The organism is Mesorhizobium sp. M7A.F.Ca.US.014.04.1.1, assembly GCF_003998745.1.
Taxonomy (GTDB): Bacteria; Pseudomonadota; Alphaproteobacteria; order Rhizobiales; family Rhizobiaceae; genus Mesorhizobium; species Mesorhizobium ciceri.
In genome coordinates this window covers 1-24,077 of the sequence record NZ_RZRW01000019.1, presented here as the reverse complement: position 1 = coordinate 24,077, position 24,077 = coordinate 1, and the positions used below count along the sequence as shown (strand labels likewise).

The following is a 24,077-nucleotide window of genomic DNA, read 5'->3' as shown; positions in this document are numbered from 1 at the left end:
GCTTGGTGATGATGAACTCGGCCAGCAGCTCGGCATCCGAATGGCCTTCCCATAAGCCGAAGGAATCCTGAGTACGAATGAGCCGCAGGAGGCATTTGACGAACGGGGAAGCAAGGGCCTCGTCGTCCCCGTGGACAGCAGGGCCAACCGGTTCATGAGGAATTTCGCTTTTCCCCAATTTCAGTACTCCTCTTGAAGGACGATCTCTTTTTCTGCGATGTGTGGTTCGGGCGCTTGCGTGGGCGGGGAATGGCTTGGGCGAGCCGATCCCACGCAACAGTGTCCCGTGGCCGACCTCGAGCACGTCCACCAATGCGAGACCTTTCACCGCGGCGCGAACGCCTGCGCCGCGGTTCGACCCGAGGTAAACGCAATGGAAATTCCACCTGCCGCAAGCCGCGCACTTTTGCGGCATCGACGTTATTGCTGCGAAGTGCGCCTGGGCGGGCGGATTTGCCGGTGTTCAATTCCAATTGTCATGCCCTTCGCGATCCTTGCTCAGGAAGTGACAGCGTTTTGAGTTTCGGAAGTCTTGTTTTGCGGAGCCACACAGAGACCCGCGTGACAGGCAGGCTCACCCGTGTAGTTGGCCAGGGCTTGGAGCAACGAGGTGAGGTAGCGCTGTTTGGTTTGGTCCGGCACTGGCTCCGAATGGTCCAGCGATTTGATTGCCACCTCGATCAACTCGATCGCCCGGTCCTTGTTGCCGCTCTCGTAATAATACTGAGCGACCGGAAAGTAACACCCGAATTTAAAGTCTCCATCGCCTTGCGGAGGATTAAGTTCCAGGATCTGTTCGGAGAGCTCCTTGCCCATCGCAAAGCGATCATCATGCGGAAGATGGGAGTTGTCGATCGTGGGATGGAAGAGTTGGTTCAGCGCCATCACCACCCAAGACATCGCTTCGAACTTTTTGTTGATCGCGTCCTCGACCAATTCGCGCATAAGCGGCAAGCCGGTTTTGATGTCGCGCAGCTTGTGAAGCAGAATATCCGCATGAACCCGCCGAAAATCAAAAGAGTCTGGCATCACGGCGAGGCCTTCTTCGATGGCCAATAGTGCCGCTGCCCAATCCTCGTCCTGCATCGCCGGCCCAAGTTTGGCGTATATCGGCTGACTCAGCGACGATTCGCGCACACGCGAGATTCGCTTTGCATCGACGGCTTTCGCTTCATAGCTGCTGCGCCAGCTGCCGTTAAGGACTTTCGGCAAAACGTCATCGAGAGGTGCCGGGTGGCCGATATAAGCGATGTGGCCGTCGCGGTCGACCACGAACGAGGTGGGAATCCCGAACGAAGAGCTGGGTTCCAGCCAGAGCTTTTTCATTTCGCCAGTGCAATCGAACGCTGTCCGATAATTCAGATTCGGGAACTTCTCGGTCAGCCAGGCATCCACGTTGGTCCGCGCTTCGTCCGCGGTTGCAGCCTTTTCGCAAGCTGCGACTCCGATAATCTCAAATCCGCTGTCTTTATATTTCTCCTGCAGTTCGATCAAATGGGGCATGGCGTGGACACATGGTCGGCACCAAGTCGCCCAAAATTCAACGAGGTAGACCTTGCCGGGCCGAAGGCTCGTGAGGGGCTCGCCACGCAGCCAGTTCTCCACTTTCAGCGCAGGAGCCGGGGACCCCATACGCAGTTCCATCTTGGTGTCCAAAGTCATTCCACACCTTTCGTCTCTTTTGTCGCGGAATATTTTCCAGTCAAAATCGGACACGGTCTCGAGGGCATTGCTCCCTCTCGCTTGCTTCAGCGGAGCTCTCACCGTGTTGCCGCACATCAAGCACGGCAAAGGGCATGCCAACCCTTCTTAGCTTCGGCAAGCGCCGGTACCGCCTTGAATAAGCGAGCCCTAACACGGCCAGCTGACGTTAACCTGAATGTCGGCTTTCGACGGCTCACCTTAGCGGCTGCCGTTTAGGAAGGTGAGAGTTTGGCTGGCCCGCTGGCGATAAGACCGGCTTCGGCGTCCTGGAGTAGTCGCACTTCGGCGATGGGGTCGAAAGTGCGGGAGAGGCTCGGTACCCTTGCAGCCACCGCCGCATGTGGCCCGGCGTCATAATTCGCGTCGCGGTTGCCAACGGCGGCGTTGGGCTCGATCCACGTGGCGTTGAGCCCGACAGCACGTAAAGCTGCATCGTGATTGAATGCCCTTTGCTGTTTCACGCCAAGCAGGAGTCGCGCGACGCTACCTTGCTCAAGCGCGAGCAGAGCGATCTGACGCCGTAGGAATATTGCTCGTCCCGCTTTTGCCGCCAGAGGCGGAAATCTTTCCTGAATGCCACCGCCGATCATCAATATCGACGAATCATATCCCGCTGCCCATTTGTTCGACTCCGAGGTCGGGCCAGCACTCCGTCAAGGGACGGTTGATGAACCCTAGATGCTCGGGATTGGCGCATGGCGCGCGCCGCAGAAGGCTGTCAAGGATGCGGCGCGCTCGCCAGGCCAGCAGCCCAAAGTTCGGATCAGCCAGCCCGCGCTGTCCAAGGCAGGCGTTCTGAACGAAAAGGCGTCGGTCTCGCGGTCCGTCCCAGTACACCGAAAAATCCTCGCCGATGGCGAGCTCATTGCCGATCTGTTCGAGGCGATCTGCGATCGGTTCTAGGAAACCCGGCAGCGGTTTCTCGTACCCGGTGGCCAGGATGACGATATCGGCGGTTACTTCTCCGATGTTGTCCAAGCCGCGTTGCAGCGTGAGCCTGTGCCCTGCTCCGGCATTGATGCAGCGCGACACGTTGCAACTTGGCCGCAATGTGATCTCGCATTGGTGTGGCTCGAGAAAGGCGTGGTGGTAGAGCGCCTGATAGACCGCGCGCAACTTGCTTTCTGAAATGCCCTCGGAGGCAAGCGCGAAACGCCGCAGGAACAGCTGTCGATGCACCTCGCTCATCGCAGCAAAACGATCCGAGAAGCATGGCGTGAACAGCCCGTTTGTGAACGCGTGGTCGTCGAAAGGCATCTCGCGCGTCAAGACCCATGTGATCGCCGCGGGCCGCCGTTCTTTCGGCCGGCCGACAAGGTGCAGTAGCAGCTCGGCTCCCGACTGTCCGCCGCCAACAACGCAGACATGCTTTTTTTGCACCTCAGGATTGATGTGGGCCAACTCAGATGAGTGGAACAGGTTGGGTCCAGTCCAGCCATGAAACTGAGGCGGAATTTGCGCCTGCTTGCCTATGTCGATGACGAGGTTTCTTGCATCAAGGACCGCGTTGTCCGTCCGCACGCGAAACTCGCCGTCAAAGCGGATTTCGCGAACGGCCTCGCCGCCACGGACAAGCGGATTCTTCTGGAACGCCCAGTTGAGATATTGGGCGAACTCGGCTCTAAGCACCCCGTGAAATTGCGCATTGAGGAAATTGTAAAGACGCCCGTTCTCGTGGAGGTAGTTTACGAATGTGTAGGCTGATCGCGGATTGACCAGAGTAACCAGATCCTGGAAGTGGCCGACCTGGAGCTCCGCGCAATCGAAAGCGCTGCCTGGATGTCCTCGGAAATCGACCTCCCGGTCCAGGAACAGTGCCCCTTGCGCAATCTCTTCCTGTATCTGACACGCAAGGCTCAAATTAGATGGTCCAGCACCCACACCAATACAAAAGAGGTCCACTTATCCTTACTCCTCTAGGAGTGTTTTCCAACTCAGCGGCATGTTGACGTCGATTGCCGGGCATTGAGCAATGCGAACCTCACAGGCATGCTTGAGCCGCGGTCCCGACTGAGAGGACAGCAAAAGCGTGTGCCGCCTTCCAGGTCTTGGGCTCAATGTCGGCGGCATCGACAGCGGCGCGGCGTGATCCGAACCCAAGAGCAGAAGGAAAGTGTGTGATGCTGTCGCGCGGCTCTTCCGGATCTTACGGCGGCTTCTAGCGCCGGCCTCCACCCCAGGAGTGGCTGTTTCCCTGCCACGACGGAAGCGGCTCTTTCTTTCGAGGGGCGTAACCATGGATAACGGCTCTTAATGCTTTCGGAGACTCCCATGCATGCGGCGTGCCGGATAAAGACCTGTCAAACCAACGAGTTCGCGCAGTTCCAGCTCGTCTGGAATCCGACATTGTCGCACGCCCGACGATCGGGCAGGGGAAGCTCCGCGGCAGCGGCCCTTGCACACCGCAGGCTGACAGGGACAGCCGCCGATTTGACGCGCGTCCGGGTACTGATAAGGGGCCTTCCAACAGGGTTCGCGCACGAGGCGGGGTCTCCTGGTACACCCGCCCTGTGGCTTGGCTGCGGTCTGCTGCAGCCGTTCGTCTTTACTGCCCGTTGCGGACGATCTCGCACGAGTTGGTTCACGAGAGCGTCGTGAAGCAGTCGAGGCGTCCGGTTTGGCTCTGACAAGCGTCGCAAGATGTTCGCGGATCCAGCCATGTCTCCGCAATCCGACCGGTAACCGACGACGACTTCGGACTGGTTGGCGGTCCTACGACCTGATCGGTGTTCCTACGGAGCTGATCAGCGAGCCAAAAACAGCGGCAATGTGGTCTTCCCAAAGCTCCAGCTCGGCGGACCGCCGAAAATCCGCTCACGCAGCCCACGGCTGCCATAAGCACCCATAACCATCATGTCAGCACAGATGTCGTTCGCGTGCTGGGTCAGCACTGTGCCCGCCGATTTGCCGGCGCTCTTAAGCAGGTCAACGGAGACCCGAGCACCGTGCCGAGTAAGATAGGCAGCGATGTCAGCTCCAGACTGCGCGCCTTTCCCGTTGTTTTGCGCCTTTGGATCGACCATAGCGACACAGACTTCCTTGGCAGCGGATAGGATACTAAGAGCTTCCCGAACCGCACGCGAGGCCTCTACACGCGAATCCCAGCCGACCAGCACGCGTCGAGGCGACAGCGTCGCCTTAACGCCCTTCGGCACGATGAGCACCGGCTTTCCGCTATCGAACAAGCAGCCGTTGACAACAGGAGGTCCGAGAGTCTCATCGTTGAGGAGGTCTCCTCCAACGATCGTCAGGTCAGCGCAGAGCGCCCGCTGTCGTGCCACTTCACCGAGGCTAGCCGGATCGCAATAGTCGGTGTCAACGTCACAGGAAAGCGACATAGCTTTCAGCCTTTTGAGGATATCCGCGGACCGTCTTTCCATTCTGGTCACGTCCTGTGAAAATTTCTCGATTTGCTGAAATCGATAGTTCGGTACTGCAATTGCCTGTGCACGTCCTGTATTCCATTCGGGGGGCGGAGACGACATCAAGAGCAATGGAGGCGGTATAATGAGTACCGATAGGTGCGCGCCGACCTCGGCACACAGTCCGGCAGCTGTTGTGAGGTCCTCATCAGAATGATCAGCACCCGTCACACTGAATATGCTTTTAAATTCCATTTGCCTGCTTCTCCTGGTCTTCGTTAGGAGCGCCTCAAAGCGGCAACACCGCTCTCAGGAGGAAGAGAGAGCGGCACCACGTTCGATCACCGATTTCAGTCGTCCGGCTTCTCGAGCGAGTAGCCGGCCGACCTGACGGTGCGAATGACGCTGCCGGGCAAGGCCGTTTTCAGCGCCCTCCTGATTCGGCTGATATGGACATCGACGGTGCGTGCACCGACATGAATGTTGGGCAGCCAGGCCGCCCCGATAAGCTCGTCCCGGCTGAAGACCTTGCCGGGGGCCTCAATCATAAGCCGCAGCACGTTGAAATCGATCCGTCCGAGATGGATGTCGTGGCCATTACCGCGAACCCGATGGGCATCGAGCTTCATCTCCAGGCCTCCACAACAAATCCAACTGTCGTTTTCAACCCCGTTCGGACCACGCTTGGTCAGCCCGAGCCTCGCCCGCAGGCAGTCGAGCAGCTTGGCCGGAGCCACCGGCCGCACAAAGCTCTCAACGCCTGCCTTCAAGAGATCGAGGTGCTGGTGCTCGGCGCCAGGCGCGATCAGGGCGATGATAGGCAGGTCGGTGGTGCGCGGTTCCCGCTTGAGGTGGGCGCAAATTGCGGACCCGTTTATGCTGGCTGGGTCGCAATCCAGCACTACGGCCTGAAGCTCCCGTTGTTCGGCCAAGGCCAGCGCAGCCTTCGCGCCGTCTGCCGTCTCACTGCTGAAACCGTCAACCTCCAGTATGTGGCTGTAGAGCAGATAGAACTCGGCATCTTGCGAGCAGATCAGGACCAGCGGCTTCTTCATCGGCGATACCCCAACAACCTGGTCGGCCTCGAGTCCCTGGATCGAGGGGACTGGCCAACATAGTTTCTCGGGTCCGTCATGATGGCCTTTCTCGAAAATCGCGCCCATCATGCCAGCGCCACGTGGGGAAAGGTTTCGATGACTGAAATCGCATCGTCGACCAGCTTCGTACCGGCCGTGGCGAGCTTCAGGAGCGTCTCGAAGCCAAACCGGTGGACATCGCGCAGCGTTTTGGACAAAACGACCAGCCGTCCGGTCGTGAAAAGCACCCGACCAAAACCCTCATGGCTCACCTGGATCATCGGCGATGCCATAAGGCCGCAGCGCTCCTCGATCGCAAGCCCGATGGCGGCGTAGTACTTGTCGAGCCTCCACAGCACGTCGGGATCGGGATCTCCGATGATTGGGATCCCTCGGCGCTGTTCCTTGGTAATGATGAAGTCGCCCAGCAGCTCAGCGTCCGCTTTGCGTTCCCACGAGCCATAGGAATCCTGAGAACGGATCAGCCGCACGAGGCATTTGACGAACGGGGTGCAAAGAGCCGCCTCGTCTTCGGCGACAGCTGGGGGGATTGCGGGGTCAGGCATTGGCGTCCTCCTCTTTTCAGTCCTCGTCCTCGAAGGACGGTTTCTTTTCGGCAATGCCCGCTCGCGCCAGCACCTTGCGCAGCCAAGGCGGAGGACACGTCCTGAGCATCATCTGCGTGCGCAAGAGCACCTGTGGGATCGATTGGGGCTCCGCCACTTTGATCGGGTGGATTTTTGCCGCGACAAGCTTGGCTGCCGAAGGGCCGCCAATTGCCAGACAAAACAGGATCTGACAGCCCTTGAGCGCATCCACCTTTGGCGTGATGCGATCATCGCGCTCGGCCCGATGCTCCCCGCTTTCATCGGACACGTCATCGAAGGCCACGGCTTCTACGAGATTCCATTCCTCGCGCGTCACGTCGTAGACAGCAAAGCGCCTGGCCGACCCGAAATGGGCGTTGAGGTCCTGCATGTCCTGAGTGGCGATCGCAACGCGCAATGCGCCCTTACGTCGTTCAGGCATCGGGGCGAAAACCTCACTACTGACCAGCGAGAGGCGGCGAACAGCGTTCATCGTGATATTTCTCGATTACGGAGTGGATCAAGCGCCTCAGGAGTGGGCGCGTGTTGGTTGGCCTGGAAGATGCTGGCGACCTCGAAGATCATGTCGCGGGTGCCCTGATAGAGAATTGCGAGCTTGTGCTGGCTGCCTAGTCGATCGAAGACCGGGAACCCGATGCGCATGAGCGGAATTCGGAGCCGCTCCGATGCTTGGCGCCCGTGCGAATGCGTGACAAGCAGGTCAGCACCGACGGCAAGACTTTCCAGATCGCCGAGATCGCCGATCTGAACCGAAACCGCCGGGACTTTCTCGAGAATTTTAGACCTGTCGGTCGTTGTGACGGCCGCGGCTATCTCGGAGCCGAGGCCAGCAAAGAAGGTCGCAAGTTGGAACAGCTGGTCTGGTTCGGCAGCGATGGCAATTTTCTTGCCGCCGAAATGGAAATGTCCGTCGAGCATCGCGTCCTGCAATTGCGCCCGGCGCCGGCGCACGCGGGCCGGTACCGCCGCGCCCGAAATCGCAGACAGCAGCGACACGAAGCGGTCCGTGTCCTGCAGCCCAGTCAGTGACTGGAACAACACGTAAGGCACGCCGGTCAACCCGTGCAGCGCTTTCGCCGGGCGGCGCATGTGCTCACCGATGGCGATGCATTGCATGGCCGTGCCCAACTCGCGAATGTCTTCGACGCTGGTGCCGCCGTATGTGGTCGCTACCCAGCGGTCAGGAACCGTACCGTCGAGCGAGCCTGAAATGTCGGGCAGAATAACCGGCTTGAGCCCAAAGCTTTCAACCATGTCACGCATATGCTCGATGTCGGCGACAGTGAGGTTGCATCCGGGCAGGATCGCGATCTTCTTCGGCTGCCGCGCACGTTCGCCCGAGCCTGTAATCCCTTTGATCATTGCGGTGACTGCCTTGGCCCAGCCCTCTTCGATCGCGCCGTCAAAATCCGGCGTGTTGGCCAGCACGACCTCCGTACCCGCAAGCTCTTGCGTGTGCTTCAGCTTGATGTTCGCAATATCACTCGCGCAATCTTCGCCACGCGTCTCCACCAGCGCGGTCGTGCACACCCCGATCAGCTTTGGCTTCGTGCGGTTCTTGAGGTTGAGGATGGCTTCTTCAAGATGGTCGGCAGCGCCGAGGATGGTCGCCACCTCATCCATCGCTGTTGTCTGCAATGGAATCGTTTCTTTGAAGTGCCGTACGAAGAGCACGAGCGCGAAGCTTGTGCATCCCTGGCTGCCGTGGAACAGCGGCATCGCGCCGTCGACCCCAAGAAAGGCAAAGGCGGCACCCAGCGGCTGCGACGACTTCAGCGGGTTCACCGCCGCGGATTTGGTCTGGGGAAGGATGCGGGCCATCGGTCGCCTCAACACTCGCTGAACTCGTGTGCCGTCGCGCCGGCGAATTCATCGAACAGGTGCCCGGACTCCTTCTTCGTGCATGGCAGTTCGTCTTTTAGATCAGGCTGGCAATCCCACGGGGCCGGCTGGCGCACCTGAGACCAGACCGGATTGTGAATGGCGAGGTCGATCTGGCGTACGAGTTCCACCATGCCGGCATAGCCGGCATAAGGGTGCTGGCGCTCCTGGTTGATATCGAGCCAGGGCGTCTTGGCCTTGAGCGCAATGAATTGCGTGCGACCGCCCGACAGCATGATATCGGCCCTGTGTTCAGAGAGCATGGCGTACAGCTCGCGCGCAGCCATGTATTCGAACATATGCTTGTCGTGCTTGAGAACTTGTTTGATGCGCTCCTTGTCCTGCACCGTAGATTTCTTGACCGAGGTGCCGACGATCTCGATTCCGATCTCCATCAGCGCACGGACAACCGACCAGGACTTCACACCGCCTGTGTTGAGCAGCACGCGCTTGCCTTGGAGCCTTTGCCGGTAGGATTCGAGTTTCTTCCACGCGATCGCCTCCTGCTGCGCGATCAGCGTCTCCGTGCGCTCGAGGATCTCCGGATCGGCGCCCTTCCTCACCAGCAGCCTGACAAGGTTGCGAAGAGCTTGCGATGTGTCGGAGATGCCATAGAAGGAGCCCTCGAAGAACGGGATGTCCCAGCGCTCCTCCATCTTGCGGGCAAGACTGATCAGCGCGGTCGAGCACACGATCATTGCCGCCCGGGCGCGGTGCGCGGAAGCAATGTCGCGGTAACGCGCATCGCCGGGAATGCAGGCGCGCACCCGGATGCCGAGCCGATCGAGGAGCGGCTTTACAAGCCAGAATTCGCCCGAGAGGTTGAATTCGCCAAGGATGTTGATGTCGTAGGGCCCGGGGTCGTCGGGTTCGACCGTGCCGATGACATGATCGAGCAACGCCTCGGCGGCGAGCTTGTTGCCGAGGTTCTTGGAGCCTGCCAGGCCAGGCGCATTGATCGGCACCACGGCCAAACCGAACTTTTCCGTGGCGCGTTTGCACACGGCCTCGATGTCGTCACCGATCAGCGCCGTTACGCAAGTTGAGTAGACGAAGATCGCCGGCGGCGCGTATGTGTGCTTGATCTCGCGGATCGCCTTGAAGAGTTTCCGCTCGCCCTGCCCCATCACCAGGTCGAGTTCGGTGAGGTCGGTCGTGAAGCTTGTCCGCCACAAGGTCGGCCCTGACGAAACCGCACCACGGTTGTCCCAAGAATTGCCCTCGCAGGCGAGCGGCGCATGGACCAGATGCGCAACGTCGGTGATCGGCTGCAGGACGATCTTGGCTCCGTCAAAGGCGCAGCCGCCGGCTGCCGCCCCTGGTGTCAGCGACTTCGAGCAGCCCTCCTTGCGCGCCTTGGCATCTTTGCCACGGTTCTTATCGCAGGCGGGCTCATCGAAGGCGTCCTTGATTTTGGCGCTGAGGGAGGACATCGCTCAGCCTCCCCAGTCCATTGGGCAAGGAATGGCCTCGGCGAAAAGCCGGCCACGGCTCTTAGCGCGTGAGGTCATAGGAATAATCCGTCACACCCGTCTCGCTCGTCTCGCGATCGAGTTTGTCGAAGATCTTGTCGAGGATCGTCGTCAGCACGCGCAACGCGCCCTGGTAGCCAAAGAGCGCAAAGCGGTGATGATGGTGCCGATCGAAGATCGGAAACATCAGCCGGATCAGCGGCGTTCCGGTGTCGCGCTCCAGGTACTTGCCGTAGGAATTGCCGATCAAAAGGTCCACCGGCTCGGTAAAGAGCAGCGAGCGCAGCGCCCACAGGTCCTTGCCCGCCCAAACCTGGGCAGCCTTGCCGAAAGGCGAGGATGCTAGCAGCTTCTTCAAATCGGCTTCCCATGCCGAGGTGCCATTGGTGGCGAGGCAATGGGTTGGCTCGCCGCCGGTCTCCATGACAAAGCGGGCCATTGCGTGAACGAAGTCGGGATCACCGTAGATGGCGTATTTCTTACCATGCAGCCAGGATTGGCTGTCCGCCATGGCGTCTACCAGTCGGCCGCGCTCGAGGCGAATTGCCTCGGGAATCTCCTTGCCGGAAATCGCCGCGACCTCCATCAGGAATTCGTCCGTCGCCTGAACGCCGAGCGGATAGTGGAACGAGGCCGTCGCCTGCCCGACCTCCTCGCAATAGCCCAGTGTCTTTCGGGTGTTGTGATGCTGCAGCGAAAGCGTTGCCTCGGCGTTGAGGGCCTTCTTCACCTCGTTGATCTTCGTGCCCCCGTCATACATGCGGTATTCACCGTCCGAAGGCGTATCGAACTGGTCAGAGGCATCCTGGATCAATGTATAGGACACGCCCATTACATCGAGCAGGCGCTTGAGCTCCCGGTTGTTGCCGACGCAGAAGCCGTCGAAGCCCGGAATGATGTTGATGGTTCCTTCGATTTGCGTACGCTCCTGACCTTTCCAGAAGTGCTCCAAAATGCCTTTGACCATGTTGTCATAGCCGTCGACATGACTGCCAACGAAGGCCGGGGTGTGGGCAAAGGGCACGTCGAAGTCGCGCGGGACTGAATCTTCGTCCTTGGCGTTCTGGATGAAGCTGTGCAGGTCGTCGCCAATGACCTCTGCCATACAGGTCGTCGACACGGCAATCATCTTGGGGTCGTAGAGCTGGTAGGTGTTGGCGAGCCCGTCGACCATGTTCTTCAGGCCGCCAAACACCGCCGCATCCTCGGTCATTGAGGAGGAGACCGCCGCGGCAGGCTCCTTGAAATGGCGCGACAGGTGCGAGCGGTAATAGGCGACGCAACCTTGGCTGCCGTGGACGAAGGACATGGTTCGCTCGAAGCCGGCGGCAGCGAATACCGCACCCAGCGGCTGGCAGGCCTTGGCCGGGTTCACGACAAGCGCTTTGCGGGCGAGGTTCTTTTCGCGGTATTCCCACGTCTGGGTGAAATCGCGCTGATCGGAAACGATTTCATCGGGGTGCGGACATTCGAAGTTTAGCTTCTTCTCAGCGAGCATCTTTCTGTATTCCGGCTCGCGGAACAGGGGAGCGTGATCGAGAATTTTTTCAGCCGACTGCGGCATGATGATTACCTCTTTTGCATCTGGCTGCGCGGGACGGCAGCTCAGGACGTCAAGACGTTCCAGGCTCCGGCGGATCAGAGGCCGCGGGAGTTCACCGTCTCAGTGGGAGACTGGGGCTGAAGCAAATGTTTATTCGGCAGCCATCGCCCGCTCATCGCCCCGGCTTCTTTTCCAAGGCGCGTGGAATAGGTCCCAGACCGGGTTGTTAATGGCGAGATCCACATCACGTGCGAAAATGGCAAAGCCGTCGTAGCCGTGATACGGGCCTGAATAATCCCAGGAATGCATCTGGCGGAACGGTATGCCCATCTTCTGCACCGGGTATTTTTCTTTGATTCCCGAGCCGACCAGATTTGGGCGAATCCCTTCGATGAATTTCTCCAACTCATAGCCGGTCACGTCATCGTAGATCAGCGTGCCGTTCTTCACGTAGTGGCCGGTGCGCTGATAGTCGTCGCTGTGGGCGAATTCATAGCCGGTGCCCACGATGACCATGCCGAGGTCCTCGTAGGCCGTGACGACGTGGCGGGGGCGCAGGCCGCCGACATAGAGCATCACGGTATTTCCTTCCAGGCGCGACAGGTACTTGGCGATGACCGCATCAACAAGCGGCCTGTACTTGGCAATGACCTTTTCGGTCTTCTCCTCGATTTCCGGCCCAAAATGCTTGGCTATGTTGCGCAGAGAGGCTTCGATCTGGGAGGGACCGAAGAAATTGTACTCCATCCAGGCGACGCCATACTTTTCCTCCATATGCCGACAGATGTAATTCATCGACCGGTAGCAGTGGATAAGATTGAGCTTAGCCTTCGGGGCGCGCTCGATCTCTGCGAGTGTGGCGTCACCCGACCAGTTGCCAACCACGCGCAGCCCTATCTCCTCAAGCAGTATGCGCGAGGCCCAGGCATCGCCGCCGATATTGTAGTCGCCGATGACGTTGACGTCGTAGGGGCCGGCCTCGAACTTGACATCCTTTTTGTCGAAGACCCAATCCCGGATTGCATCATTGGCGATGTGGTGGCCAAGCGACTGCGAGACGCCGCGGAAGCCCTCGCAGCGTACCGGCACGATCGTCTTGTCATACTCCTTGGTCTTTTTGCGAGAAACGGCCTCGGTGTCATCGCCAATCAGGCCGATAGGGCATTCGGACTGCACGGTGATGCCGTTGTTGAGCGGAAACAAGACTTCAATCTCGTCAATGATCTGTTCCAGCTTCTTGTCGCCGCCGAAGACGATGTCCTTCTCCTGGAAATCGGAGGTGAACTGCATTGTCCCGAACGTGTCGACGCCCGTTGTACCGACGTAGTAGTTGCGGCGCTGCGACCAAGAATATTGGCCGCAGCCGACCGGGCCGTGCGAGATATGGACCATATCCTTGACTGGCCCCCACACCACGCCTTTCGAACCAGCATATGCACAGCCGCGAATCGTCATCACCCCGGGAATGGACTTGATGTTCGATTTGACGTCGCATTCGGAAAGGACCTCGCTTTCCCCGCCAGCCTCGTTGCCGCTCTTTGCGACGTTGAGGTGCTTCTTGCGGCGCTTCGCCGCCTTGTCGGGATAATGCGACAGCACCTCTTCGATAAGCTTCGCATGAAGAGCACCGTCATTCTCGTATTCCCGGCTCATGAGTCCCCCTTTCAAGGTTGGGTGACGCCTCAAAGAATAGGCGCCGTTCTCTGCAAGGCGCGCCGATTCATGGCAGCGCTAATGTCACTACTGGGCCGCCGCCTTCGCCGCTTCCTTGGAGTGAAGCTCGGCAAGCATCTGCTCGTCGGTCTTCATGATGCCGAAGTCGAGCAGCATCTCCTCCAGCTCCTCCATGGTGATCGGCGTCGGGATCGTACCCTGGCCCGAATTGGCGTGGATCTTCTCGGCCAGAGCGCGGTATTCCCCTGCCTGCTTTGAGTCCGGCGCGTACTGGATCACCGACATCTTCCTGAGTTCGGCATGTTGGACGATGTTGTCGCGGGGCACGAAGTGGATGAGCTTGGAATTCAATCGGCCAGCCAGTGCTTCGGCCAGATCGAGTTCGCGGTCGGTTTGACGTTCATTGCAGATCAGCCCGCCCAGCCGCACACCGCCCGAATGGGCATATTTGAGGATGCCCTTGGCGATGTTGTTGGCGGCATAGAGCGCCATCATCTCGCCGGACATGACGATATAGATCTCCTGGGCCTTGCCTTCGCGGATCGGCATGGCGAAGCCGCCGCATACCACGTCGCCGAGGACGTCATAGGAGACATAATCGACATCGTCATAAGCGCCATTCTCCTCGAGGAAATTGATCGAGGTGATGACGCCGCGGCCGGCGCAACCGACACCCGGCTCGGGGCCGCCGGACTCCACGCACTTGATGCCTCTGTAGCCCACCTTGAGCACGTCCTGGAGTTCGAGGTCTTCCACCGAGCCTTCCTGTGCGGCGAGATCCAGGACGGTATCCTGAGCTTTCGAATTCAGGATCAAGCGTGTGGAATCGGCTTTGGGGTCGCATCCTACGATGAGGATTCTCTGCCCGAGGTCGACAAGGGCAGCGAGCGTATTTTGGGACGTGGTGGACTTGCCGATGCCGCCTTTTCCGTAAAAGGCGATCTGACGCAGACCTGACATAATAGCTTTCCTTCCTTCGTTCTAATTATCGCGACTGCCCGCGACACAAGTGCCGATAGGCAGCTCGTGCCGCCTCACACCAAGCATCGCAAAAAGCGTACCAGCGTGATCGGCCGATCCCAGAAGAAACTTTGTCATTAAATTCCAGCCGCTTAGACGGCGGCAAAACGCGCGAACGGGCCTTTCAGGCGTCTGTCACGGACACGACAAAGCCGACACAGATTGTCGTGCGCCATCCAAACCGCCGTGTGTCGAGCTCGAAGCGGGAGAATGGGGAAGTTAGCCCAAAGCTGATGGCGAGACCATCGGAAGACATCGGCTCTTGTCTTTCCAGCCTGCCATTGATCGGGCGGTCGCTGGATGAGCAGGAGCCTGGGGCTTGACCGCGGCGCGGGTAGTTCAGGCAGGCTTACAGAGCGGGAACGCCGGCGGCCGATAGACATCCGCGCTTAACCTTTCATAGCCCGTCTACAAGTTGGTTCCGCCGACGCGCTATATGGAAGCCAAATAATTCAGTAGCTTAGCCGAGAGCATTGATTTTTTCAGAAAGATACGTGTTATACGCGTATGAACCGCCGAACCCATGGTCGGCGCCCTCATGCGCGTGAGACCCCGTTGTGGGCGAGGCTCGCGACTGGCTGCACGATCCTAGCCGGCCTGCTTGCCATTGAGTTTGGTCCCGCCGCGGTAGGCTGCGGCATCAAGGGCAACATCAGCTACAACACTGGCAAGAAGATTATCACGTTCTTGGACAGGAATCTTACTGGGAGACACGCATCAACCTATTGAAGGGCGAGCGGTGGTTTTGTTCAGAGGAAGCTGCACGAAAGGCGGGCGGGCGGGCTTCGAGAGGTTAGTGTCGCGGCAGCTTGCAGATCTGCCCACGGGGCCGCCACGATCGCAAAGTGTGTACAAAAGCGCCCTCTCTGCCGAACTGAACAGTGCTCACGGCCATAGCCTCGGATGAGCCCGACTGGCTTGACCTCTGCATGATGAGAGCAGCTTTTACACCAGGTGCGCAGCACATGTCTTTAACGAACGCATCGTCTTCAAGAATATAGAGAGCAATTCGGAAAACCGAGTAGTTGGCGGCGAAGCTAGGAGAAGGTATACACTACCCTCTTGTTACCCCAGAGTAGAACGTGCAGCTGCGGCAAGACGCGGGCTTCGAACCACCTGTCGCTGGTCACCTTTTCTACCAGCGGTTCCATGCGCATCATATTCCGTCGGACTCGACAGAGACGTCTTCATTACCACGGCGGGGCGGCGTGTGATTGCCGGGTTGCAGACAAACCTCGCCGCGACGTATTTGGGACGAGTGGTGTCGGCACCGAATCCCTATCATTTAGACTAGCCAGCTTGGGGAGCGCCGTCAGACCGCCAGACCGGAAGAGGAGGCTTCGCGCCAACTTGTGCCAAGAATGTTGGACCGTGCGGAACCGCTGGGGCGGCGCTCAACTCTGGCGCAGGATGAAGCGTCGATTGGGTGAATGAATAGGGCGCGCGTTCGACGGGTAGAGTGAGGCAAATCGCTGGATGTCTGCCGGATCAACGTCAACCGGTTCCATCGCCACCATCCACTCGACGTTTTCGGTGCACGGCGGCGTCGTCAGTGAGCCCTCATAAGTCCAATAGCCAAGCGAGGCTGGCAGAAGCCAGTTGGGATTCACCTCGTCGATCGTCACCTCCCCATTCGGCAGTTCGGGAAAGGCCGCAGCAAGGGCAGCAAAGCTGGCATTTGTCGCGCCGGGCGTTAAAAAGACGCCCAGCACGCCCAGAGTACCACTTTGCGTGTCCTTGTGAACGAAATGCACCTCCATCGGGAAGCTCTTGCCCGCCACGTGATGTTCGCTTGGCGCATGGAAATGGAACTGTACCAGTTCGTAGACACGATCGCCGCGGGTCAGCGTGCTGCCTTGTGGCATATTGATTTGAATGGTGTGGCCGTTGTTCACCATATTGCCGCCGCCCTTGTGCCAGCCGATGGCGATATGCGGGATATCCGCCTTGACCGCGCTGTTGATATTGATCGGCGATTGCTGCGTGCCGGCAGAGCATACGAAATTTTCCTTATCCAGATCAGCCCAGTGCTCCGGTCCGACCGGACCGGTGTACCCCCAATGGGCACTGGTCGCTTGGGCGGCTTGAACGCAAATCCGGCATGCGCCGAGCGCAACCAACCCTTTGATCAGGTGACGACGATACATATTACTTTTGCTCCTCTTGCGAACTGATGTTGGTGGCTGCCCTAATGGACGCGTGATGGCCAATCGGCGCGGCCAGTATTGTCCTTTGCAACTGATAGATGCCCGCACGCCTTGGCGTGCTTTCATAAGTGCGGCTGCCGTTTCTCGGCTGGCCGGCTTCTGCAGCCCGCAACGGGGGCAGTTTCAACCAGCTAAACGATAAAAAATTTTAGCAGACCAGCGCTTGCCCCCCGCCGCAAAGGCACAGGCGAAGGTGATCACTGCGCGGCTGCCGTTCGCGCCGGAGGCCGCATCGCTATACTTTACACTCGCTGCCCAAGGAGACGCAGGCGACCCCAATACGTTTTCATCGCTACTCCCGACGCAGCCGACCCACGCCACGAAAACGTTGCTATATTTCACGTTGGGCCAATGAGGAAATCGATCTTCTTTATGGAAGGCATTTGCGCAATGGATGCATTCCCATGCTGACAGTCGTGCGTCAGGCCGGACAATGAGATACATCGATAAGAGCTGGACAAGGATGAGGGGATGACGTGCTTGCGACGGAGCAGGTGGGGCGAGAAGGCCAGTTCTTGCGGATTTCAACTTTGCGTGACGACAGCTCATCGGAGTCAAGGTGACACACGCCGGCAGCGGGGTGTCCGGGCGGTTTCCAGCCGCACAATCGCGAGACCGCTGACGCGAACAAAGCTCGGCTGTACTCGGCACGCGAAGAGAGCCTGCCAAGCCGTTGGAGCCCGGCCTTCCGGTGCGACGCAAGCCACAGACTAGACCGCCCTCTTGTTACCCCAAAGCAGAACGTGCAGCTGCGGCAACACGCGGGCTTCGAACCACCTGTCGCTAGTCACCCTTTCGACAAGCCATTCCATTCGCATCATTATTCCGTCCAAGTCGACAGAGGCGTCTTCACTGCCAGGGAGCGGCGGCGTGTGATTGCCGGGTTGCAGATAGATCGGAAGGTGCGGATATCTCGCCGCGACTTCTTTGGCGTAGGCATAGTCACTCTCGTCGAAAACGACGAGCTTGAGCACGATTTGCGGCTTCTCTTGCGCCGCTTCGAGGCATGCATCAAACGCAGCCCAACGGGTCGTCATCTCGCTGGACGGCGGCTTTGGGCTAAGGGTCAGCACGTCAAGATCCGCAAACCACTCCCTCACCACGGAACCCTGCGTTTCCAGTGCAAAACGATAGCCCTCGCGATGGCCTCGTTCTATGAGGGGACCGAACGGCTGAATGGCCGGGTTGCCGCCTGACAAGGAGACCATAACCGGCCTGCCGCCGGAAAGCGCATGGACGGTTTGCCACACGGCATCGATCGGCATCGGTAGCCATTCATGGCGATACTGATTGTCCACCGCGTGAAGGCTGTCGCACCATGAACAGCGATAATCACATCCGCCGGTTCTGATGAACACCGTCGGCAAGCCGATGAGCACGCCCTCGCCCTGGATAGTCGGCCCGAATATCTCGCTCACACGGATTGCGGGATGCATGTCGGTCACGGACGGTATTCCGCCCAAGTTTTCGGTGTTTCGCTAACGCGCACGGCCGCGGTCTGCGGCAGACGTGCCTTGCACCATTCATAGAAATGTCTGGCCAGGCATTCCGCCGTGACCTTCTCATGTCCCAGCACGTCGTTGAGGTGCCGATGGTCGAAGCTCTCGTCAATGTAGCGTTTGAGCGGCGCCAGATCGTGATAGTCGCGCACGAAGCCGTGGGCGTCCAGTTCCTTGGCCGACAGCTCCACTACGACGACATAGTTATGCCCGTGCAGGCGCGCGCATTGATGGTTGGGAGGCAAGGAGGTGAGCTGATGCGAGGCCGAGAAGTGGAATTCCTTGCTGATGTGGAACATTACGCGCGCCTCCTGCGCAGCGCCTCAAGCCAGAAATCGGCGTCCTCGTAGTCGGTGGGATCAGCGTGCCCGGCGAGATGGAACGCTTCGCGCCGCTCGACGCAGGTCCCGCATCGTCCGCAGTGACGCACGCCGCCCTTGTAACAGGACCAGGTCTCAGCAAACGGGGTGCCGTATCTTGCGCCATCCGCAACAATGTCAGCTTTTCCGAGATTCACATACGGTGCATAGAGGCGTATCTGCGCATAGCCGTCGAGCGCGCGGTCTTGCATTGTCTGGAAAGCTTCAATGAAGGCCGGACGGCAATCGGGATAGATGAAATGGTCCCCACCATGCACGGCCGCCGCCACCGCTTCGGCGCTGTGGGCGGCGGCGAGACCGAAGGCGATTGCCAACATGATGGCATTGCGGTTCGGCACCACCGTAATCTTCATCGTGTCTTCGGCGTAGTGGCCGTCCGGCACGTCGATACTGCTAGTCAGCGCTGAGCCGGAAAGGCCACGGCCAATTTCGCCGATGTCGATGATCTGGTGCGGGACCTTCAGTCGCTGCGCGCAAAGAGCGGCGAAGCCCAATTCCTTCCTGTGCCGTTGGCCATAGTCGAAAGATAGAAGGCCGGTGAGTTCGTGCTCCGCTGCCACCATGTGAGCAAGGGAAACGGAGTCCAATCCGCCAGAGCAGACGGCGAGAGTCTTCATCATTGGTATCCTTGTTTTGACCGGGTAAGGCTGCGACCGGAGATTTCTCTGCGCCCCCACTACTCCAGCGACTCAGTTTTGTGAACCGGGAGAATTTGCGCTCAGCCCGATTGGAACGGGAGTGCGTCGCGTCCAACACGCGTGATCAATAAAAGTTGAGCGCTTCAGCAGTTTGTTTCGCATCGCGCCAACTTTCGCAACCTGCTGTCCGATCGTCGACTTCGAGACAAGGTGATGTTCGGCCGACATCGGCTGACTCTTAATTAAGCCGCAGAACACATGTTGGCTTTCTGGCCTTCGCTTGTGCGGTTGGCGAGGGCGACATGGATGCCAGCAAATTTGACATTGGCGACATCCGCCTGGAGAACCCTGCGCGGCGCGATTGAGGCCGCAGGCGAGCCTGCTCTAACTGCCGCCCTACAGTCCCGACTTCAATCCGATTGAGAACGCCTTCGCCCAACCTAAGGCGCTGCTGCGAGCAAAGGCCGAGATAACCATCAAGGCTCTATGGGACTGACGTTGCCCCAGCAGTTTTGAGTTCGTTTCCGGCGTGGGTTGTGCCCTGCTGGGCGGGTGAAGCGACGGGCGCTGGCGCGGAGCCTTTGGCATAGCGCAGCGCGAGCGACCGTCGCGGATTGAAGGTGCTGGCGAACTTGGCCGGGGTCTGCCAGGGGGGAGTGCGGCCGCGCGGTGTTGTAGTCGGCGTGCCACAGGGCGATGGCTACGCGCGCCTGAGCCAGCGAGGTGAACAGCGTCTCGTTGAGCAGTTCATCGCGCAGTCGGCCGTTGAAGCTCTCGATGAAGCCATTCTGCATCGGCTTGCCGGGCGCAATGTAATGCCATTCGACGCGGTTCTGATCCGCCCAGGAGAGGATGGCGTTCGAGGTGAACTCGCTGCCATTGTCGCTGACGATCATCCTGGGCCGGCCCCGCTCGGTGATGAGCCGTCCAATTCGCGGGCAACCCGCATGCCCGAGAGAGACGTATCAACGATGAGTGCGAGGCACTCTCTCGTGCAGTCGTCGACGACGGCCAGGATGCGGAAGCGGCGCCCGTCGGTGAGCTGGTCCGATACGAAGTCGAGCGACCAGCGCTCGTCGGGCCTCAGCGGCACCAGCATCGGCGCCCTGGTCCCGATCGCCCGCTTGCGGCCGCCACGGCGGCGACGGCGAGCTTCTCCTCCCGATAGAGCCGGAACAGCTTCTTGTGGTTCACGACCAGGCCCTCCCGCCTCAGCATCACGAGAAGACGCCGGTAGCCGAACCGGCGACGCTCCTGCGCGATCGGCCTTCATCCGCTCGCGAACCTCGCGGTCGTCCGGCCTGCTGGTCTGGTAGCGAACCGTCATGCGGCAACAGCCGATGGCTTTACACGCCCGCCGTTCGCTCATCCCGAAGCCTTCCTTCAGGCGAGCGACAGCTTTCCGCTTGGCGGCGGGCGTCACCATTTCTTTCCCACAAGGTCCTTCAACGCGGCATTGTCGAGCATGGCGTCGGCCAAAAGCCGCTTCAGGCGCGTGTTCTCGTCCTCCAGCGCCTTCAGGTCGCCGAGCCTCGGTGACATCCATCCCGCCGAAGCGGGCCTTCCAATTGTAGATCGAGGCGTCGCTGACCCCGTGCTTGCGGCACAGATCGCCAACCGATACCCCGGCCTCGTGTTTCTTCAAAATTCCGATGATCTGCTCTTCAGAGAAGCGGCTGCGTTTCATGTCCTGGTCCTCTGGATGGGCCAGAACGAACTTCAAACCGGATTAGATCAGAGGGGCAAGGTCAGGACGCCTCGGCGCGGTCGTCGACCTCTTCACCCCAGCCGAATGTGCCAACTACTTCAAAGCCGCAGGATATGACCTGGATCAGATAGGACGTGCTCCAATGGTTTACACCTGACACAGGAGTCCGGCCCCCACAACCGTTTCGCAATGAGGAGCAGCGCTGCCGCTGCTCCTCCAATCACACGACGGATTCACGATGCGGCAACTCGAGCCATGATTTCGGATCCAATGGCCGATGCGGTGTATAGTGAGGCATCCAGCGGCAAATCCCCAAATGCCAGTTGACACAGAAGATAATTAGCACCTGCCTCTTCCAGCTGATCAAGGAGAGCTTTTCGGACAGAATCTGCCGTTCCCACGACGCACAATTCACTTTCAATTGCTGCATCGAAGTTCAAAGGCAAGTTTGGTGGAGTGGAAATGGCATTTAGTTCGTATAGAAATTTGAAGCTATTGAGCCATCGTTCATAGGCAGGTGCTGCGAGCAAATACGCATCTGTTTCAGAACGCCCTATCACCACCATTCGGAGCAATCCAAGAAATGGCGCTTGCTGGCCAATGTCAGCATCGTGAATTCGGGCGGCGCGGAACGCGTCGGTAACGCTGCGAACAGAAGTGGAAGGTCCGACGCAGGCGATGTTTGCCCCATTCGCAGCGGCCCAGCTAGCCGGCTCGGGTCGATTGGTGGCGATCCATGTCGGCGGACGGGGATATTGGTGAGGTCTCAACGTCAGCGGAACATCTTTCAACTCAAAGTGGCGGCCCTGATAAGAAAGCGTCCCGCCTTTCATCGCATTGATGAGAATCTCACTGGCCTCCGCATACTGTTCTGGTGCTGCTTCTACAGCAACCCCGAAGTATCCCAATTCAGTGGGAGCAGAGCCGCGCCCTATGCCGAGTTCAAGCCTGCCGCCGCTCAACTGATCAAGCATGCAGATCTCCTCGAAGGCACGCAGCGGATGATAGAGCGCAAGTAGCATTACCATGGGACCAACACGAAGACTGCGGGTTCGCTGGGCGACGCTCGCTAAGAACAAATTCGGTGATGGACCTCTGCCATGCGGCGTACAGTGGTGCTCGGCGAGATGATACGCATAAAAGCCATAGCCATCGCACGCTTCTGCTAGGCTCAGCCGATCTGCATATTGTTGTGCGATGTCATCGCCGTTTTCGTCCAGATGATCGAAGATGCCGAAGGTCAGGCCCGAAGCGGAAATTTTCTTCAATTAATTGTTCTCCAAATTACCTATATTTATTCGCTAATCATCATAGCTCACGACATATCATTACTTGATGCTTAATGTGAATCGACTTCATGCTTGTGAGCACCGCGATCCTTCTTAAAGTTCATACAGACGCGTTCGGCGGCAGCAAGGAATTTGTCCATCTGCTCTGTGGTGCCAATGCTGACGCGAATACAGTTCTTCAAATCTACGTCAGGAAAGCTGGCGATGAGGATCGCCTGCTCTTTCAACGCGGCTTGCCAGCATGAGCCCTCCTGTCCCGCCGGCACACGGGCCAGCAAAAAGTTTGCGTGGGAGGGTGTTACGGAAAAGCCAAGTTGCAACAGCGCCAGGGTCACTCGCTGTCGTTCATGCTTGATGTGCCTGTGGTTCTCTTCGTAGGCGTGGCGATGCGCAAGAATGCTTTTCCCGACCGCCTGCCCGATCACGTTCATGTTGAAGACATTCTGGATGTTGCGCAGCCTGCCAATGATTTCTGGGTGACCGAAACCGAAGCCGACTCGCACGCCAGCGGCAGCATAGCTCTTTGAAAAAGTCCTCAAGATCAAAAGATTCGGATGTCTATTGACGAGGCGCAGGGCATTGTCGGGTGCGAAGTCAACGTAGGCCTCATCCAAGACGACCAAGCGATCTGCTTGCTCCACAAGGCGTTCGATTTCGGCCACCGGCACGAATGTTCCGGTCGGATTGTTCGGATTAGCCAACAGAATGAACTTCGCGTCTTTTGCGGGGCCGGACAGCAGTTTTTCTATCGGCAGGGGATGAGCTTCGCTCGATGCGATTTCGAGAAACTCGGCACCCTGCAACATGGCAAGTTTACGGTTGAACGAAAATCCGGGCGACAGCATTGCCACTCTATCTCCTGGGGCGAGGAAAGCTCTGTAGATGAGTCCGAGCAGCTCCGACGAACCGTTGCCGGCAATCACCTGATCTTTGGAAAATCCGTAAGCATCGGAGGCAGCTGCCCTTAAGCTGAGATTGTCGTCTTCCGGATAAAGATACTGGTGTTCGATCGCAGCAATTGCACTTTGCATTACGCTCTTCGGCAACGGAAACGGGTTCTCGTTCGTATTTAGCTTAACGCAGTTTGCATCCGTCGCTGGTCCGTTGGACGAGAGAGCATCTAATTTGCTGGCCACCGGCGAAAAAAGCGAAAGCACGGTCTTCAGTTTTGCATCGCACATGTTCTTCTCCGTTTTTCAGTCCCGCAGGGCATGTGACATGAGGCAATCGTTGATCGTGACTTGATCGACGTTCGGCTATATCAGCGCTGCCTTCCCACCCTGGTGGGGATCGCCGACCACGGTTTGGATTTGACACCGGGAAGCTGTCGAGAACCTGATGACGACCCAACGTTTGGCCGACGGCCGATTCGGCGCAACAGACGGTGTTTCAACATCGCATCGTCCTCAAAGCCGCATGCAGGGCCTGCACGACAGCCCGTCTCCAGCGCCCGCAGATAGGTGGAAGCCGAAGTCTTGCCGAACCTCAGTTGCTCTGCCACCTTGGCCCACCGGACTGCCCTGTTTATGGGTCAGGCGCAGGATATCTCTGACGCTCGTTCGTCTTGCTTGCTTCCGTCTTGGCATGGGCTCTCTCGGTTTGCTGATGAGAGAGCCAAATACCGGCTCATCTGAGCATGAGACGCAGGCCTGACGATATGGAGCGTCGCTGGTGGCGCGCGTAGCCGAGAGGGTTCGCCTCGCTGGCGGGGCATGCAAGACGGCGCACCTCCTTAGCCATCCTGTCCCATCGTCTCAGATCGTGAGGCGCACCTTATAGTCGGTGAGGAGATCTTGCAGGGTCAGGTTACGCCCTAGCGCTTAAGGTTGTTGGTCGCACCGAGCAAGCGCGGGACCTGTCGACGGACAACAGCGGTGCCACTGCCGGCACTAGGTGTGAGCTTTCGAGAGGTTGTCCATTCGGACCGGACCGAGGAGACTGGAGTTACCACGCTTCAGCATCCATCGGAGGGTCCGAATGAACATCCACAAGAATGCCCGTCTCACACCGCTGCGT

At 58.8% G+C, this 24,077-nt stretch carries 18 protein-coding genes and 3 pseudogenes; 1 reads left to right on the top strand and 20 read right to left on the bottom strand.

The genetic code is table 11. The annotated features are described in order from the left end of the window. Positions 1-498: 498 nt before the first annotated feature. From EOA22_RS02645 to queC, 17 genes and pseudogenes are all read right to left on the bottom strand, one after another. Positions 499-1,644 carry a TlpA disulfide reductase family protein gene (locus EOA22_RS02645; protein ID WP_063170388.1) on the bottom strand — a complete coding sequence of 382 codons (1,146 nt, stop codon included), beginning with the start codon at positions 1,642-1,644 and terminating at the stop codon, positions 499-501. A 272-nt stretch (positions 1,645-1,916) separates the two neighbouring features. Beyond that, the gene (locus tag EOA22_RS02640) at positions 1,917-2,294 is read right to left on the bottom strand and encodes a hypothetical protein (protein ID WP_024505270.1); all 378 of its coding nucleotides are present in this window, start codon (positions 2,292-2,294) and stop codon (positions 1,917-1,919) included. A 13-nt stretch (positions 2,295-2,307) separates the two neighbouring features. Further along, the gene (locus EOA22_RS02635) at positions 2,308-3,606 is read right to left on the bottom strand and encodes a SidA/IucD/PvdA family monooxygenase (protein ID WP_063169368.1); all 1,299 of its coding nucleotides are present in this window, start codon (positions 3,604-3,606) and stop codon (positions 2,308-2,310) included. Positions 3,607-4,448: 842 nt separating this feature from the next. Beyond that, complete coding sequence (locus EOA22_RS02630) at positions 4,449-5,321, bottom strand: universal stress protein (RefSeq protein WP_063169369.1); 873 nt, start codon at positions 5,319-5,321, stop codon at positions 4,449-4,451. A 95-nt stretch (positions 5,322-5,416) separates the two neighbouring features. Next, positions 5,417-6,229 (bottom strand): response regulator transcription factor, encoded by an 813-nt coding sequence (locus EOA22_RS02625; RefSeq protein WP_095489438.1) that lies wholly within the window; start codon positions 6,227-6,229, stop codon positions 5,417-5,419. Then, positions 6,229-6,708 carry a NifX-associated nitrogen fixation protein gene (locus EOA22_RS02620; RefSeq protein ID WP_024505267.1) on the bottom strand — a complete coding sequence of 160 codons (480 nt, stop codon included), beginning with the start codon at positions 6,706-6,708 and terminating at the stop codon, positions 6,229-6,231. Before EOA22_RS02620 ends, EOA22_RS02625 begins: the two co-directional genes overlap by 1 nt. Before the next feature lie 16 nt (positions 6,709-6,724). Then, positions 6,725-7,222, bottom strand: coding sequence for a nitrogen fixation protein NifX (gene nifX, locus EOA22_RS02615; protein ID WP_063169371.1), 498 nt, complete (start codon positions 7,220-7,222; stop codon positions 6,725-6,727). After that, entirely contained in the window at positions 7,219-8,571 is a 1,353-nt protein-coding gene (nifN, locus tag EOA22_RS02610) for a nitrogenase iron-molybdenum cofactor biosynthesis protein NifN (protein WP_024505265.1), read from the bottom strand. Before nifN ends, nifX begins: the two co-directional genes overlap by 4 nt. 8 nt (positions 8,572-8,579) lie before the next feature. Then, positions 8,580-10,064: a nitrogenase iron-molybdenum cofactor biosynthesis protein NifE gene (gene nifE, locus EOA22_RS02605; protein WP_024505264.1), complete on the bottom strand. Its 1,485-nt coding sequence runs from the start codon at positions 10,062-10,064 to the stop codon at positions 8,580-8,582. A 61-nt stretch (positions 10,065-10,125) separates the two neighbouring features. Continuing rightward, positions 10,126-11,667 (bottom strand): nitrogenase molybdenum-iron protein subunit beta, encoded by a 1,542-nt coding sequence (nifK, locus tag EOA22_RS02600; protein ID WP_024505263.1) that lies wholly within the window; start codon positions 11,665-11,667, stop codon positions 10,126-10,128. A 129-nt stretch (positions 11,668-11,796) separates the two neighbouring features. Continuing rightward, positions 11,797-13,299, bottom strand: coding sequence for a nitrogenase molybdenum-iron protein alpha chain (gene nifD / locus EOA22_RS02595; RefSeq protein WP_024505262.1), 1,503 nt, complete (start codon positions 13,297-13,299; stop codon positions 11,797-11,799). Between the two features lie 87 nt (positions 13,300-13,386). Continuing rightward, positions 13,387-14,280 (bottom strand): nitrogenase iron protein, encoded by an 894-nt coding sequence (gene nifH, locus EOA22_RS02590; protein ID WP_024505261.1) that lies wholly within the window; start codon positions 14,278-14,280, stop codon positions 13,387-13,389. A 1,097-nt stretch (positions 14,281-15,377) separates the two neighbouring features. After that, a pseudogene (locus EOA22_RS38570) lies at positions 15,378-15,574 on the bottom strand (7-carboxy-7-deazaguanine synthase QueE); the annotation flags it as partial. Between the two features lie 160 nt (positions 15,575-15,734). Next, positions 15,735-16,487: a carbonic anhydrase gene (locus EOA22_RS02575; RefSeq protein ID WP_063169372.1), complete on the bottom strand. Its 753-nt coding sequence runs from the start codon at positions 16,485-16,487 to the stop codon at positions 15,735-15,737. Between the two features lie 770 nt (positions 16,488-17,257). Further along, complete coding sequence (gene queE, locus EOA22_RS02570) at positions 17,258-17,983, bottom strand: 7-carboxy-7-deazaguanine synthase QueE (protein ID WP_164548811.1); 726 nt, start codon at positions 17,981-17,983, stop codon at positions 17,258-17,260. Positions 17,984-17,988: 5 nt separating this feature from the next. Continuing rightward, positions 17,989-18,345 carry a 6-carboxytetrahydropterin synthase QueD gene (queD, locus tag EOA22_RS02565; RefSeq protein WP_063169374.1) on the bottom strand — a complete coding sequence of 119 codons (357 nt, stop codon included), beginning with the start codon at positions 18,343-18,345 and terminating at the stop codon, positions 17,989-17,991. After that, positions 18,345-19,043 (bottom strand): 7-cyano-7-deazaguanine synthase QueC, encoded by a 699-nt coding sequence (gene queC / locus EOA22_RS02560; protein ID WP_063170389.1) that lies wholly within the window; start codon positions 19,041-19,043, stop codon positions 18,345-18,347. The genes queD and queC overlap by 1 nt, the downstream gene beginning before the upstream one ends. Before the next feature lie 369 nt (positions 19,044-19,412). Here queC and EOA22_RS02555 point away from each other — a divergent pair. Beyond that, a pseudogene (locus EOA22_RS02555) lies at positions 19,413-19,554 on the top strand (transposase); the annotation flags it as partial. Here EOA22_RS02555 and EOA22_RS02550 read toward each other — a convergent pair. The 3 genes and pseudogenes from EOA22_RS02550 to hisC all read right to left on the bottom strand — a co-directional run bounded on the left by EOA22_RS02550 (position 19,549) and on the right by hisC (position 23,242). Next, positions 19,549-20,751 (bottom strand): annotated as a pseudogene (locus tag EOA22_RS02550) (IS3 family transposase). The pseudogenes EOA22_RS02555 and EOA22_RS02550 sit on opposite strands and share 6 nt — an antisense overlap. Before the next feature lie 254 nt (positions 20,752-21,005). Then, complete coding sequence (locus EOA22_RS02545; protein ID WP_063169375.1) at positions 21,006-22,040, bottom strand: LLM class flavin-dependent oxidoreductase; 1,035 nt, start codon at positions 22,038-22,040, stop codon at positions 21,006-21,008. A 71-nt stretch (positions 22,041-22,111) separates the two neighbouring features. Next, complete coding sequence (hisC, locus tag EOA22_RS02540) at positions 22,112-23,242, bottom strand: histidinol-phosphate transaminase (RefSeq protein ID WP_063169376.1); 1,131 nt, start codon at positions 23,240-23,242, stop codon at positions 22,112-22,114. Positions 23,243-24,077: the final 835 nt, after the last annotated feature.